The organism is Pseudoxanthomonas mexicana, assembly GCF_010093385.1.
Lineage (GTDB): Bacteria > Pseudomonadota > Gammaproteobacteria > Xanthomonadales > Xanthomonadaceae > Pseudoxanthomonas_A > Pseudoxanthomonas_A mexicana.
Window position 1 is genome coordinate 16,610 of record NZ_PDWV01000047.1, and the last position, 14,381, is coordinate 30,990.

The window sequence follows — 14,381 nt, forward strand, 5'->3', positions numbered from 1 at the left end:
TCAACCTGCAGCGCCTAGACGGCCTGCAGGTTGGCGTAGGCCAGCACCAGCCACTTGCTGCCCTCGTTGGCGAAATTGACCTGCACGCGCGCATGCGCCCCGCTGCCCTCGTAATCGGTCACCACGCCCGGCCCGAACTTGGCATGGGTGACGGTCTGGCCCAGCTTGAGTCCCGGTGTTTCCAGGCTGGCATGACCGGGCGCGGGACGGGTGGCGAAGCCGGAGGCCGGCCGGCTGACCTGCACGCGCGGGCGCACTTCGTTGAGCAGGCTCGCCGGGATCTCGCGCAGGAAGCGCGACGGGATGCCGTACATGTCCTGGCCGTGCAGGCGGCGCGCCTCGGCATAGGTCAGGACCAGCTTCTGCCGGGCGCGGGGGATGCCCACGTAGGCCAGGCGCCGCTCCTCTTCCAGCCGGCCACTCTCGTCCAGCGAACGGTTGCTGGGGAACAGCCCCTCTTCCAGTCCGGCCAGGAACACCAGCGGAAACTCCAGGCCCTTGGCCGAGTGCAGCGGCATCAGCTGCACGCCGTCCTCGCCTGCCTCCCCCTGGCCTTCGCCGGCTTCCAGCGCGGCGTAGGAGAGGAAGGCGCCCAGTTCGCTCATGCCTTCCGTCGCGTCGTCGTCGTCGATGCGGCGCACGAAGCGCGAGGCGACCGACACCAGCTCGTCCAGGTTCTCGGTGCGCGATTCGGAATCCAGTCCACCGCGGCTTTCCTTCGCCCAGTGCTCGCGCAGGCCCGATCGGACCAGTACGTGATCCACGCGCTCGGCCAGGTCCAGTTCGGCGGTTTCGCCCGCCAGCTGCTCGACCAGCGCCATGAACGCGGCCAGTGCGTTGCGTGCGCGCCCGGCCAGTTCCGTGCCCTGCGTGGCCAGCATGGCTGCCCCCCACAGCGACACGCGCGCGTTGCGTGCGAGACGGCGCACTTCGTCCAGCGTGCGCTCGCCGATGCCGCGTGCCGGCGTATTGACCGCGCGCTCGAAGGCGGCATCGTCCCCTCGGTTGGCCACCAGGCGCAGGTAGGCCAGCGCGTCCTTGATTTCGGCGCGCTCGAAGAAGCGCATGCCGCCGTACACGCGGTACGGCAACTGTTCCGACAGCAGCGCTTCTTCGAAGGCTCGCGACTGCGCGTTGCTGCGGTAGAGGATGGCGGCGTCGCCCAGGCTGCCGCCGTCGCGCACCCATTGGCGGATGCGCTCGACGACGAAGCGTGCTTCGTCCATCTCGTTGTAGGCGGCGTACAGGTCGATCGGCTCGCCATCGCCGGTATCGGTCCACAGCTGCTTGCCGATGCGGCCGGGGTTGTGCGCGATCACCGCGTTGGCCGCGCCCAGGATGTTGGCGCTGGAACGGTAGTTCTGCTCCAGCCGGATGGTCCGCGCGGAGGGATGGGCGCGCAGGAACTGCTGCATGTTCTCGACTTTCGCGCCACGCCAGCCATAGATGCTCTGGTCATCGTCGCCGACCACGAACACGTGTCCGGTGTCGCCGGCCAGCACGCGCACGAAGGCGTACTGGATGGCGTTGGTGTCCTGGAACTCGTCCACCAGGATTTCGCGGAAGCGCATGCGGTAGTGCGCCAGCAGGGCCGGCGTGTCGCGCAGCAGTTCGTGCGCGCGCAGCAGCAGTTCGGCGAAATCCACCAGTCCGGCGCGGTCGCAGCGCTCCTGGTAGCCGGCATAGACCTGCCGGCGCACGTCCAGCCAGTCGTCGTTCGGCGCCGGCTGGATGTGCTCGGGCCGCCGGCCCTCGTCCTTCTGTTCGTTGATCCACCAAGTGAGCTGCTTGGGCGGATACTTGCCCTCGTCCAGCTCCATCGCCTGCACCACGCGCTTCACCAGTCGCTGCTGGTCGTCGCTGTCCAGCACCTGGAAGGTTTCGGGCAGCTTCGCTTCCTGCCAGTGCAGGCGCAGCAGGCGGTGCGCCAGGCCGTGGAAGGTGCCGATCCACATGCCGCGGCTGCCATTGCGCAGCTGCACGTCGGCGCGCGCGCGCATCTCGCCAGCGGCCTTGTTGGTGAAGGTCACCGCCAGGATGCCGTGGGCGGGAACGCCGTGCACCTCGTTCAGCCAGGCGATGCGGTGCGTCAGCACGCGGGTCTTGCCGGAACCGGCGCCGGCCAGCACCAAGTAATGCCCGGGCGCGGCCGAGACGGCGTCGCGCTGGGCGGGATTCAGGTCATCGAGCAGGTGGGAGACATCCATCCGCGCATTTTACGGCCTGCGGCGGACCAAACCCTGAGACTCGGGCGATTCGACCCGGCTGGATGAGCCTCACGGAGATCCGCTTGCGGTGGCTATCGACCCATCCTGCGCCAGGATGGCGGCGATTCCCCTCCGGGAACGTCGCCATCGACAAGTCCCGGGTCAGTGCGCGGCGTGCTTTGCCGGCGCCGCACCATTCATCAACTTGTCGGTCCAGGCGATACCGATCGCCGACAGGATGAAGACGCAGTGGATGATCGTCTGCCATAGCACGCCATCCGGCGTGAGCTGCGTGCACTGGGCACTGGTGATCGCCATCTCGGCCTTCATCTGCGCCAACTGCGCGGACGAGCAGAACGGCAGGCCATTCAGCGCCCCCGCCGCGATGAAGGTCTTCAAGAGATGGATCGACGAGATACCGATGATCGCCATCGCCAGCTTCACCTTCAGCACGCTCGCATTGACGTGGCTCAGCCATTCCGGCTGATCCGGATGGCCTTCCAGGCGCAGGCGCGACACGAAGGTCTCGTACCCCCCCACGATCACCATCACCAGCAGGTTGGAGATCATCACCACGTCGATCAGGCCCAGCACGATGAGCATGATCTCCTGCTCGCCCAGGCCCGGGGCTCGGTGGATCAGGTGCCACAGCTCCTTGCCGAACAGGAACACGTAGACGCACTGCGCGACGATCAAGCCCAGGTACAGCGGCAACTGCAGCCAGCGCGAGGCGAAGATCAGGTTGGGCAGGAAGCCGAGACGGGAATTGGAAGGCTGCATGGGCCGGAACGGTCTTTTCCAAGGATGGCGCAGCGTAGCGGCCGGATTTGACGCTGCCAAGTCCGCGGCCGCGGCTAGACTGCCGGCTCTCCCCCGCGAGGAAGCGCCATGATCGACCTGTACTACTGGCCCACGCCCAACGGCCACAAGATCACCCTGATGCTGGAAGAACTGGCGGAGGCGGGGGCCAAGCTGGATTACCGCATCATTCCGGTGGATATCGGCAAGGGCGACCAGTTCAAGCCGGAGTACCTGGCGTTTTCGCCCAACAACAAGATGCCGGCGATCATCGACCACGCGCCCGCCGATGGCGGTGAACCGATCAGCGTGTTCGAATCCGGCGCCATCCTGCTGTACCTGGCCAACAGGACCGGTCGCTTCTTCGGCACCGACACGCGCCATAAAGTGGCCGTGAACCAGTGGCTGATGTGGCAGATGGGCGGCCTCGGGCCCATGACGGGACAGTACGGCCACTTCACCGTCTACGCGCCGGAGAAGATCGCCTACGCCATCGACCGCTACACGCGCGAAGTGCAGCGCCTGCTCGGCGTGCTGGACAGGCAGCTGGCGAAGCACGCCCATGTGGCGGGCGACGACTACAGCATCGCCGACATGGCGATCCATCCCTGGATCAACGCCTACGACAAGGCGCCACTGGAGCTGACGCCCCATCCCGCCCTGCAGCGCTGGCATGCGGAGATCGCGGCACGGCCTGCGGTGCAGCGCGCGTATGCGCTGAAAACGCAGGTCAATCCGGACGCCGGCAAGCCGCTGACCGACGAAGAGCGCAAGCATCTGTTCGGCCGGTAGCGTGCGCCATGCGCACGACGCACGGTGTCGGACCCAGCGGTCGTGCGCGCGACGCGCGCGACGGCGGCGGGTGCAATAATCCGGGCCTGACCGGCCCCGCCGCCCGAGACATCCCATGCGCCTTGCCCTGTTCGCCCTGATGACCGTCGCCACCGCATTGCCCGCCCACGCCGAGAAGCTCACTCTGGAAGCCATCACCGGCAGCGCGCCGCTGTCGGGGCCGACGCTGACCAAGCCACAAGTCGCGCCGGACGGATCGCGGGTGACCTTCCTGCGCGGCAAGGACCGCGACCGCAACCGGCTGGACCTGTGGGAATACGACATCGCCAGCGGGCAGACGCGCCTGCTGGTGGATTCGTCGGTGGTGCTGCCGGGCGAGGAGGTGCTGAGCGACGAAGAGAAGGCGCGCCGCGAACGCCAGCGCATCGCCGCGCTGTCGGGGATCGTCGACTACCAGTGGTCACCCGATGGCAAGGCGCTCCTGTTCCCGCTCGGCGGGGAGCTGTATTTCTACGACCTGACGAAGTCCGGCAGGGACGCGGTGCGCAAGCTGACGAACGGCGGCGGCTTCGCCACCGATCCGAAGATCTCGCCGAAGGGCGGCTTCGTCAGCTTCATCCGCGACCGCAACCTCTGGGTCATCGACCTGGCCAGCGGCAAGGAAGTGCAGCTGACCCGCGACGGCAGCGACACCATCGGCAACGGCGTGGCCGAATTCGTGGCCGATGAGGAAATGGACCGCCACACCGGGTACTGGTGGGCGCCGGACGATGCGGCCATCGCGTTCGCGCGTATCGACGAAACGCCCGTGCCGGTGCAGAAGCGTTATGAGGTCTATCCGGATCGCACTGAAGTGGTCGAGCAGCGCTACCCCGCCGCCGGCGACCACAACGTACTCGTGCAGTTGGGCGTGATCGCGCCGAAGACCGGTGCCAGGCCGCGCTGGATCGATCTGGGCAAAGGCCCGGACATCTACCTGGCGCGCGTGGACTGGCGAGACCCGCAGCGCCTGACCTTCCAGCGCCAGTCGCGCGACCAGAAGAAGCTCGAGCTGATCGAGACAACGCTGACGAACGGCACGCAGCGCACGCTGGTGACGGAGACCTCGACCACCTGGGTACCGCTGCACAACGACCTGCGCTTCCTGAAGGACGGACGCTTCCTGTGGTCGTCGGAGCGCAGCGGGTTCGAGCATCTCTACGTCGCGTCGGAAGACGGATCGACGCTGACCGCGCTGACGCAGGGCGAGTGGATCGTCGACGGCCTGCTGGCGATCGATGAGGCCGCCGGCCTGGCCTATGTGAGCGGCACGCGCGACGGCGCCACGGAAGCGCATGTCTACGCCGTGCCTCTGTCCGGCGGCGAGCCGCGTCGGTTGACGCAGGCGCCCGGCATGCACGCGGCCACCTTCGCGCGCAACGCCAGCGTCTTCGTCGACAGCTGGTCCAGCGACACCACCCTGCCGCAGATCGAACTGTTCAAAGCCGATGGCACGAAGTTGGCGACCCTGCTCGTCAACGACGTCTCCGACGCGACGCACCCGTACGCGAAGTACCGCGCCGCGCACCAGCCGACCGCCTACGGCACGCTGACCGCCGCGGATGGCACCACGCCGCTGCACTACAGCCTGATCAAGCCGGCCGGCTTCGATCCGAAGAAGCAGTATCCCGTCGTGGTCTTCGTCTATGGCGGCCCCGCGGCGCAGACGGTGACGCGGGCGTGGCCCGGCCGCAGCGACAGTTTCTTCAACCAGTACCTGGCCCAACAGGGTTACGTGGTGTTTTCGCTGGACAACCGTGGCACGCCACGCCGCGGCGCGGCCTTCGGCGGCGCGCTGTACGCCAAGCAGGGCACGGTGGAGGTGGACGACCAGCTGCGTGGCGTCGCATGGCTGAAGTCGCAGGCATTCGTCGATCCGGCGCGCATCGGCGTGTACGGCTGGTCCAACGGCGGCTACATGACGCTGATGCTGCTGGCGAAGCACGACGAGGCCTATGCCTGCGGTGTGGCGGGCGCGCCGGTCACCGACTGGGCGCTGTACGACACCCACTACACCGAGCGCTACATGGACCTGCCGAAGGCGAACGAAGCCGGCTACCGCGAGGCCAGCGTGTTCACCCACGTGGACGGCATCGGTGCCGGCAAGCTGCTGCTGATCCATGGCATGGCCGACGACAACGTGCTGTTCACCAACTCCACCAAGCTGATGAGCGAACTGCAGAGGCGCGGCACGCCGTTCGAGCTGATGACCTACCCCGGCGCCAAGCACGGCCTGCGCGGCAGCGACCTGTTGCACCGCTACCGGCTGACCGAGGATTTCCTTGGCCGCTGCCTGAAGCCGTAAGCGTTCAACGGGAAACGACCGGAGCCCGCGCATGCACGCCATCACCCCGCCCCCCTCCACCTGGTGGAGCCGTAACTGGAAGTGGTGCGTGCCGGTGCTGGCGGCACTGCTGCTCGCGCTGTTCGCCGCCTTCGTGTTCGGGATCCTGATGCTGGTCTTCGGCGCGATTAAATCCTCCGAACCCTACCGGCATGCGATGACGCAGGCGCAGACCGATCCTGCCGTCACGGCCGCGCTCGGCACCCCGATCCACGCCGGTTGGCTTGTGCAGGGCAATTTCAGCAGCAACGGCCCCGACGGCGAGGCCAACCTGTCCATCCCGCTGGACGGCCCGAAGGCCGACGGCACGCTGTTCGTCGTGGCGAAGAAGCACGCCGGCGAGTGGCGCTACGAAACCCTGGCGGTGAACGTGGAGGGCGGCGAGCGGATCGTGCTGGAAGACGACGCGGCGATGCCCCTGCCCTGATCCCCGAACGACGAAGGCGGCCCAGGGCCGCCTTCGCGCATCCGATCCTGGCGGACCGCGTCAGGGTTTAGGCGCGGGATCGGGTACCACGAGGGACGGATCCACCGGCGTGCCCGGCGGCACGTAGATGGCCACGCCGGCGGCCTGCTTCTGGGTGGTGGGGATGCCCACGCTCAGTCCGCCACCCGAGTGGCGGCCGTAGCTGCCCGCTCCGACCGACATGCCTACCGGCGAACCGCTGGAGCCCACGCCCAGCAGGACGACGCCGTTGGCGCCGAGGGCGGCGGCTTCGCGCTTCAGGCGCGCCACGGCGGCATCGGTCTGGCCCTGGGTGCCGAAGCCGACCGCGCTCTTGGACTCCAGCTGCGCGATTTCCTGCGAACCTGCCGGTGGCGTGCGGTAGATCTGCACCTGCGCAGGATCGATCGGCGCGCGGGCCTGGCCCAGCATGACCTTGGAGCTGCCCGCGCACCCGGCGACAAGCGCGGCGGCGAGCACGATGGCAACGGTACGGAACGACATGGCGGCTTCTCCCGGTGGCCCAGCGGCGATGTTCCGCCGCACCGCCTGAATACTGGCATATCCCGTCGCCGGGCGGTGCCGCGGGGCGGCGGGTTATCATTTCACCTTGACCATGCGCCTGTTCCCCGCACGATGAGCTCCGCTCCCGACCTCTCGCCCGCGCCGCAGCGGCTGGCGGTCGACTACATCCACGCTCCCGGCCCGCAGGCGCTGCTCGGCATGTCCGAAACGCTGGCGGTGTTCGGGTTCGGCGCGCTGGCGCCCAGCTCGGCCGCCATCGACGATCCCCGCTACCTGCACGTGCCGCTCTCACCGCTGCGTGAAGCCGCCGCGCCGTACGAGGTGTGGCGCTCGGCCGGTCCGGTGGCGACGGGCCGCGAAGGCGCCATCCGCTACAGCCACGATGGCGCGCTGATGTTCGGCGTGCTGGAATGGGAAGAACCGGACGGCGGCATCCTGCATGCGAGCGCCCATGCGTATGCCGCGCTGGTGGCATTCTGGCGGGACAGCGACTATCCGCACCTGCTGCGCATCTGGAACTACTTCGACGCGATCACCCTGGGCGAAGGCGACGGCGAGCGCTACCGGCAGTTCTGCGTCGGTCGCGTGCAGGGCCTGGGCGACGTGGACACGCGCACGCTGCCGGCCGCCACCGCCATCGGCAGCCGTGACGGCCGCCGGGTGCTGCAGGTGTATTGGCTGGCCGCCCGCGAGCCCGGCCTGCCGCTGGAGAATCCGCGCCAGGTCAGCGCCTACCGCTACCCGCGCGAGTACGGCCCGCAGTCGCCGACGTTCGCGCGCGCCCTGTTGCCGCCTTCGCCACGCGTGCCGCTGCTGCTGTCGGGCACGGCGAGCATCGTCGGCCATGCGTCGCAGCATGCCGATTCGTTGCGCGCCCAATTGGACGAGACGCTGACCAACCTCGACAGCCTGCTGGGCGCGGCGCGCGAACGCGCACCGACGCTGTCGCCGCACCTGGACGGCACCTCGCGACTGAAGGTCTACGTGCGCGACGCGGCCGATGCCGATGCCGTCGCCGCGCAGCTGGAAGCCCGCCTGGGCACGCGCGTGCCGTGGCTGATGCTGCATGCCGATGTCTGCCGGCGCGAACTGCTGGTCGAGATCGAGGGCATGCACGGCGTCGGCGCTTGAAGCGACAGGCCCATATCCGCATAGTGCAGACATGAGGCGCCACAACGCGCGCCCGACCACGGAGGATGTGCGATGGGACTGATCAGCCTGCTGTGGGGCATCGTGGCGATGCTGTGGATGGTGCTGGCCCTCATTCCCCTGCTGGGCTGGGGCAACTGGTTCCTGATCCCGTTCGCGGCGGTGGGCGCGATCATCGCGGCCGTCGGCATCCTGTTCACCCGCACCGAGCACCGTGGCCGCGCCAAGGCCGGGCTGGTGCTCAACGGCATCGTCATCGTGGTGGGGATCATCCGCCTGTCGCTGGGTGGCGGAATCGTCTGACACGCCTCCGAACGCAGCGTTCCGCGCTGCGACCGCCTGTCGCAGGCCCGGCCGGGCCGCGCGGGCGTATCATGCGGCGCTCTGCCAGGAGCCCATGATGGCCTACCCGTATACCCGCCCGCGCCGCATGCGCCGCGACGAGTTCTCCCGCCGGCTGATGCGCGAGAACGTGCTGACCACCAACGACCTGATCTATCCCGTGTTCGTGCACGAGGAAAAGGGCCGGGTGCCGGTGGCCTCGATGCCGGGCGTCGAGCGGCTGTCCATCGATGAGCTGCTGCGCGTGGGCGAGGAAGCGCTGGAACTGGGCGTGCCGGTGCTCGACCTGTTCGGCGTGCCGGATCCGGCGGCGAAGACCGCCGACGGCCGCATCGCCTGGGACGAGGACGGCATCATCCCGCGTGCGATCCGCGCCCTGAAAGCGCGCTTCCCCGAACTGGGCGTGATGAGCGACCAGGCGCTGGATCCGTACACCACCCACGGCCAGGACGGACTGATCGACGACACCGGCTACATCCTCAACGACGAGACGATCGAAGCGCTGGTGAAGCAGTCCCTCGCGCATGCCGCCGCCGGCGTGGACATCCTCTCGCCCAGCGACATGATGGATGGCCGCATCGGCGCGATCCGCGAGGCGCTGGAGAAGGCCGGCTTCATCAACACCCGCATCATGTCGTACGCGGCCAAGTACGCCAGTGCGTTCTACGGCCCGTTCCGCAGCGCGGTGGGCAGCGCCGGCAACCTGGGCAAGGGCAACAAGTTCACCTACCAGATGGATCCGGCCAACTCGAACGAGGCCCTGCACGAGATCGCGCTGGACCTGGACGAAGGTGCGGACATGGTGATGGTCAAGCCGGGCCTGCCGTACCTGGACGTGATCCGCCGGGTGAAGGACGAGTTCGGCGTGCCGACGTTCGCGTATCAGGTGAGCGGCGAATACGCGATGATCAAGGCCGCCGCCGCGAACGGCTGGCTGGACGAGAAGGCGTGCGCGCTGGAAGCGCTGACCGCGTTCAAGCGCGCGGGTGCCGACGGCGTGCTGACCTACTTCGCGCTGGATGCGGCGCGCTGGCTGCGCAACGGCTGACCTCGACCGCATGCGCTGTAAACGAAACGGGAGCCTCGCGGCTCCCGTTTCTGTTCCGGTTCCCGAATCAGAACCGCGCTTCGACGCCCAACGTCACCGTATCGGCACGGTTGAAGTCGCAGTCGTAGGTGTAGTCGTCATCGCAGTCGCTGTCGTAGTACTCGTCGGCGTAGACGAATCCGGTATACCCCAGCGTGATGTTGAAGTGGCGGTTGAGGTCCACGCCGACCGCCAGGCCGGCATAGCCGCCATCGGTGGAGAAGTCGCCACCGCCAGGGATGTCCTGTTCCGCGTCGAAGTAACCGCCGCGCACCATCATGAACCAGGGGCTCTCGCCGAAGTTCATGCGCGCGTTGGCGCCCACGGCCTTGTAGGTGGCCTTCGGATAGCGCCAGCCACCATCGGTCGTTTCGTCCAGCCGGCCGCCGGACAGCTCCACACCCACCTGCGTCCACGGACCGGCCTGCCAGCGGTAGCCCGCGCTGACGGCTACGGCGTCCTGCTCGACGTCTTCGTAGATCCAGCCCTGGCCGGCCTGCACGCCGACGAAGAAGCCGCCGTCGTCCTGCTCGCGTGCAGTGGTGTCGAAGGTGGCGGCATAGGGGGCCGGTGCCGGCGCCGCGACGGGCGCGGGGGCCGGCGGCGCGGCATCGGTCTGCACCGGCGTCGCCGGTTGCGTGGGCGCGGGTGCCGGCGCTTCCTTCTTGCGGAAGGCGTCGTAGGCCGGCGAGAGGGACTGGGCCTGGGCATGGAAGGCGAAGGCCACCAGGGCCAGTGGCAGGCAACGGAACAGCGTCATCGGATTTCCCCTTTCGGTCATGGTGATGTCCCCGCGTCCTTGCGGTACCGGCGGGGTGGCGTGGGTGCTCGGCTTGCGCCGCAAAGGCCTGCACATGCGGGGGCGTCGCGTGGCCGGTTCGCGGCCCGTGGATGCCCGCCCGGTTCCGGATGCGATGGAGGGTGACCGGACTCCCCTTCCGGCCCGCCTGTCGCCGTGATCCCTGGCGCCTTTGCAGCGGCGGCACAGTGCCGCGGCACCCACGGCCTGTCAAGCCGCCGGCCGCGCGCGGTAGACTCGGGCAGAGCGGCAGCGGCGCCCTCGTTCGCGGCGCGTCCCTGCGGCATCCCATTCCTCCTTTCCGACGGGGTCCCGCACCATGTCCAGCCATCGTTACGCCGTCTTCGGCCATCCCGTCGCCCATTCGTTGTCGCCACGCATCCACGCCGCGTTCGCGCAGCAGGCCGGCATCGCGCTGGAATACACCGCCATCGATGCGGCCCCGCACGATTTCGTCGCCGCGCTCGACCGCTTCGCCGACGACGGTGGCGCGGGCGCCAACGTCACCCTGCCGCTGAAGGAAGCGGCCTTCGCGATCTGCGCGCAGACCACCGACCGCGCGCGCCGCGCCGGTGCCGTCAACACGCTGACCCGGAACGAGGGCCGGTGGCATGGCGACAACACCGACGGCGCCGGACTGGTGCGCGACCTGACCGGTCGCCACGGTCTGGACCTGCGCGCACGGCGTGCGCTGCTGCTCGGCGCCGGCGGCGCGGCGCGCGGCGTTGCGCCTGCGTTGCTGGACGCGGGCATCAGCGAACTGATCATCGTCAACCGCACGGCCGAACGCGCGGACGCGCTGGCCGATGCACTGGGCGAACCCGACCGCGCGCACTCGCGCTACTGGCGGGACTTGGGCGACCTGGGCGACTTCTCGCTGATCGTCAACGCCACCTCGGCCTCGCGGCAGGACCAGGGCGCATTCACCCTGCCCTTCCACCTGGCCACGCCGCGCACGCTGGCCGTGGACCTGAACTACGGCGAGGCCGCCATCCCGTTCCTCGCCTGGGCGCGCGCCGCCGGCTGCCACGATGCGGTGGATGGACTGGGCATGCTGGTGGAACAGGCCGCCGAAGCGTTCGAGCACTGGCATGGCGTGCGCCCGGACACCGACCCGGTCTACGCCGCGCTGCGCGACCGGGACAAGGTGCTGGTGACGGCGGATTGAGCGGCGCGCCTGCGTTACCCTGCATGCAATCACGAATGGAGTAACGCATGGACGGCTTCCTCACCCAACTGCTGACGATGCTGGGCTACCAGCTGCCCGACCTGCTGGCCGGCGGGGCAGGCGTCGCGATGCTGCTGATGTGGGCGCCCGCCGCGCCGGGACGGCCGCTCGCGCTGGCGGGCACGGGACTGATGCTGGCGGCCGCAGTGTTGCGTGGCGCGATGAGCGCCTGGCAGGCCTGGCTGATCCACAGTGCGGCCGATGGATACGCCTCGATCAGCGGGATGATGTCGTTGTTCGGCGCCGTCGGCATGCTGCTCGGCGTGGTGTCCGCGGCAGGCCTGGTGATGCTGGCCTGGGGTGCCAGCCAGGCGATGCAGGCGGCACGCGCACCCGCCTAGGCGATAACCGCATACCCGCGGCGCGAATCGGAATAGGTCCGCGCGCACTTCGCGCGATGCCGGCCGGTAGCATCGTGGCATGACCCGACGCCTGCTGACCCTGCTCCTGTGCCTGGCAACCCTGCTGCCCTGCATCGCCCTGGCGCAGGACCAGTTCAAGGTGCTGGTGGTGGCCATCCCCAACCGCTACCACCACGACTACACCGTGGTCGCCAAGCCGCAGTTCGAACGCATGGCGCAGCGGCATGGCGTCGACCTGACCTGGTCGTGGAACAGCGTCCCTTTCGACGGCGACCTGTCGCCGTACGCCGCCATCGTGCTGCTCAACACGCCGGGCGATGAGTTGAAGGCCGCGCAGCGCACGAACTTCGAGACGTACGTGCGCAAGGGTGGCGGCGTGGTCGCGGTGCATCGCGCCCTGATCTTCAACCCGCCCGGCGAGTGGCCGTGGTTCGAGCGCCTGATCGGCCGCACGTTCCGCATCCACCCGATGGTGCAGACGGCGACCGTGCGCGTGGAGGATGCGTCGTTCCCCGCCACCTTCGGCCTGCCGGCACGCTGGATCTGGACGGATGAGTGGTACGAGTTCAACGCCCCGGTCACGCGCGGCCTGCGCACGGTGCTGAGCGTGGACGAAACGACCTACGACCCCACCCGCATCTGGCCCGGGCAGACCGCCAAGGGCATGGGCGCGCACCATCCCGTGGCGTGGTACCACCGTTACGACGGCGGGCGCGTGTTCGTGACCGCGCTGGGCCACACGCCGGCGCTGTACGACGATCCGCTCTACCTGGAACACCTGTACGGCGGGATCTGGTGGGCCGCGACCGGCAAGGGCATCGACGCGGCGCGCTGAGGCTTCAGTCCGCCGTGGAAACGGCGCACAGCTGCAGGCGGCGGCACAGGAAGGCGAGGTGCGCCTGTGGCGTACCCGCCCCGTCATACGCCAACACGGTCCAGCGTTCGCGTGCCCGCATGGCCTCGCCCGGCGCCAGCGTGCGGTACGGCGCATGCACTTCCATCTCCAGCAGGCCCGCGGCGATATCCTCGCCGTGATCGAGATAGAGCTCGACCTGTCCCTGTTGCGGATGGATGGCGCTGCGCGGCTGAAGTTCGAACCGGATGACGAACGCCTGGCCGTGCGCGAAACCGGCCATCCATCCCGCCGAAGGCTGCATCAGCACCTTCCCGCGACGGCTGGCGCCCGCCGTCGATGGCGGCAGGAAGGTGAACACTCCGCCATCGATGCGCCATGCGGGCGCCATCGCTTCCGCGGCTTCGATGCGGACGTCGGCGTCAGTGGCGACCGGCACGTACACGCGGGTGGCGGCCGAGGTGCGCGTGTTGAACCACAGATCGCGCGAAACGGGGCGGTCGCGGATGTTGCGCGCCAGCGCGGACACCTCCAGCGGGGCCGGATCGGCGGGATCGAACGCGAACGACTTCAGCAGACGCACCCCGGTGACGGGGCTGTCGATGCCTTCCAGCACCAGCCGATCGGGTGCGCGCGCCACCACGCGCGTCTGCGCGAAAGCCAGGTATGGATCCGGCGGCCGCACGGCGCGGGCGTCGCGGCGCGCCGGGTTCACCTGCTGGTCGGACCACCAGCCGCTCTGTGGGCCGAGCCATACATCGTGGCCGAGATAGCCGATGTCGTCCGCGGTCGCCGATACCGCCGGGTTCGGCTGCGAGGCCACCGGATCGCCGATCTTGATCAGGCTGGGCTGCCCCACCAGGCCGAAGGCGAGCACGCGCCCGCCCAGTGCAGGCGTGACCTCGAGGACTGCGTCACGCGACTGCAGACGGATGCGTTCGACGTTCGCGGCATCGGCCGCGAACACGTGCATCCACATCGCCGTCGCGAGCAGGAGGACCGCCTTCGTGCGCATGAGAGCCACTACAGCACGCCGTCCCGCTTCACCGCCAGGTAGCGCTCCACCAGCGCCGCCGGCAGCTCGTCGGCGGTGACATCCAGCACCATCACCCGGTGGCTGCGCAGGGCCTCGTGTGCGGCGGTGCGCTGCTCCAGGTAGCGCGCGACGGCACCGGCATGGAGGGCGCCCTGCAGGTCGCGCACCTCTTCGCCGAGCGCGGCGTCCAGCGACTTCTCGCGCAGACTGGCCACGCAGACCAGGTGGCGCCGCTGGAGCAGCCGCACCGACGCCAGCAGATCGTCGATGTCCTCGTCGCGGACGTTGGTGACCAGCATCACCAGCGCGCGCCGGCGTTGCCGCAGGCTCAGTTCGGTGGCAGCGGCCAGGTAGTCGGTGGCCACCGCGCGCGGC

At 69.0% G+C, this 14,381-nt stretch carries 14 protein-coding genes and 1 pseudogene; 9 read left to right on the forward strand and 6 right to left on the reverse strand.

Features of this window, described 5'->3' with window-relative positions:
• Positions 1-14: 14 nt before the first annotated feature.
• A complete protein-coding gene (gene uvrD / locus CSC76_RS14905; protein WP_162110785.1) occupies positions 15-2,207 on the reverse strand; it encodes a DNA helicase II in 2,193 nt (730 codons plus the stop codon).
• Positions 2,208-2,369: 162 nt separating this feature from the next.
• The gene (locus CSC76_RS14910) at positions 2,370-2,987 is read right to left on the reverse strand and encodes a TIGR00645 family protein (protein ID WP_162110786.1); all 618 of its coding nucleotides are present in this window, start codon (positions 2,985-2,987) and stop codon (positions 2,370-2,372) included.
• Between the two features lie 108 nt (positions 2,988-3,095).
• On the opposite strand from CSC76_RS14910, the gene CSC76_RS14915 reads away from it, so the two are divergent.
• The 3 genes from CSC76_RS14915 to CSC76_RS14925 all read left to right on the forward strand — a co-directional run bounded on the left by CSC76_RS14915 (position 3,096) and on the right by CSC76_RS14925 (position 6,607).
• The gene (locus CSC76_RS14915) at positions 3,096-3,797 is read left to right on the forward strand and encodes a glutathione binding-like protein (protein ID WP_162110787.1); all 702 of its coding nucleotides are present in this window, start codon (positions 3,096-3,098) and stop codon (positions 3,795-3,797) included.
• 115 nt (positions 3,798-3,912) lie between these two features.
• The gene (locus tag CSC76_RS14920; RefSeq protein ID WP_162110788.1) at positions 3,913-6,141 is read left to right on the forward strand and encodes a S9 family peptidase; all 2,229 of its coding nucleotides are present in this window, start codon (positions 3,913-3,915) and stop codon (positions 6,139-6,141) included.
• Between the two features lie 31 nt (positions 6,142-6,172).
• A complete protein-coding gene (locus CSC76_RS14925; RefSeq protein WP_162110789.1) occupies positions 6,173-6,607 on the forward strand; it encodes a cytochrome c oxidase assembly factor Coa1 family protein in 435 nt (144 codons plus the stop codon).
• A 60-nt stretch (positions 6,608-6,667) separates the two neighbouring features.
• On the opposite strand, the gene CSC76_RS14930 is transcribed toward CSC76_RS14925, so the two are convergent.
• Positions 6,668-7,129, reverse strand: coding sequence for a hypothetical protein (locus CSC76_RS14930; protein ID WP_162110790.1), 462 nt, complete (start codon positions 7,127-7,129; stop codon positions 6,668-6,670).
• Between the two features lie 132 nt (positions 7,130-7,261).
• Here CSC76_RS14930 and CSC76_RS14935 point away from each other — a divergent pair, with 132 nt between their 5' ends.
• From CSC76_RS14935 to hemB, 3 genes are all read left to right on the forward strand, one after another.
• Positions 7,262-8,281 carry a chorismate transformation FkbO/Hyg5 family protein gene (locus tag CSC76_RS14935; protein ID WP_162110791.1) on the forward strand — a complete coding sequence of 340 codons (1,020 nt, stop codon included), beginning with the start codon at positions 7,262-7,264 and terminating at the stop codon, positions 8,279-8,281.
• A gap of 72 nt (positions 8,282-8,353) precedes the next feature.
• Complete coding sequence (locus CSC76_RS14940; RefSeq protein ID WP_162110792.1) at positions 8,354-8,602, forward strand: hypothetical protein; 249 nt, start codon at positions 8,354-8,356, stop codon at positions 8,600-8,602.
• A gap of 97 nt (positions 8,603-8,699) precedes the next feature.
• Entirely contained in the window at positions 8,700-9,689 is a 990-nt protein-coding gene (gene hemB, locus CSC76_RS14945; protein ID WP_162110793.1) for a porphobilinogen synthase, read from the forward strand.
• 67 nt (positions 9,690-9,756) lie between these two features.
• On the opposite strand, the gene CSC76_RS14950 is transcribed toward hemB, so the two are convergent.
• On the reverse strand, positions 9,757-10,509 hold the full coding sequence (locus tag CSC76_RS14950) for an outer membrane beta-barrel protein (RefSeq protein WP_238394999.1): 753 nt from the start codon (positions 10,507-10,509) through the stop codon (positions 9,757-9,759).
• Between the two features lie 337 nt (positions 10,510-10,846).
• Here CSC76_RS14950 and aroE point away from each other — a divergent pair, with 337 nt between their 5' ends.
• From aroE to CSC76_RS14965, 3 genes are all read left to right on the forward strand, one after another.
• On the forward strand, positions 10,847-11,695 hold the full coding sequence (aroE, locus tag CSC76_RS14955; RefSeq protein WP_162110794.1) for a shikimate dehydrogenase: 849 nt from the start codon (positions 10,847-10,849) through the stop codon (positions 11,693-11,695).
• 47 nt (positions 11,696-11,742) lie between these two features.
• Positions 11,743-12,096, forward strand: coding sequence for a hypothetical protein (locus CSC76_RS14960; RefSeq protein WP_162110795.1), 354 nt, complete (start codon positions 11,743-11,745; stop codon positions 12,094-12,096).
• Between the two features lie 79 nt (positions 12,097-12,175).
• Positions 12,176-12,952: a ThuA domain-containing protein gene (locus CSC76_RS14965; RefSeq protein WP_162110796.1), complete on the forward strand. Its 777-nt coding sequence runs from the start codon at positions 12,176-12,178 to the stop codon at positions 12,950-12,952.
• A gap of 4 nt (positions 12,953-12,956) precedes the next feature.
• Here the strand turns inward: CSC76_RS14965 and CSC76_RS14970 are convergent, their stop codons facing one another.
• Complete coding sequence (locus CSC76_RS14970) at positions 12,957-13,985, reverse strand: DUF4380 domain-containing protein (protein ID WP_162110797.1); 1,029 nt, start codon at positions 13,983-13,985, stop codon at positions 12,957-12,959.
• 8 nt (positions 13,986-13,993) lie between these two features.
• Positions 13,994-14,381 (reverse strand): annotated as a pseudogene (locus tag CSC76_RS14975) (DUF58 domain-containing protein); the annotation flags it as partial.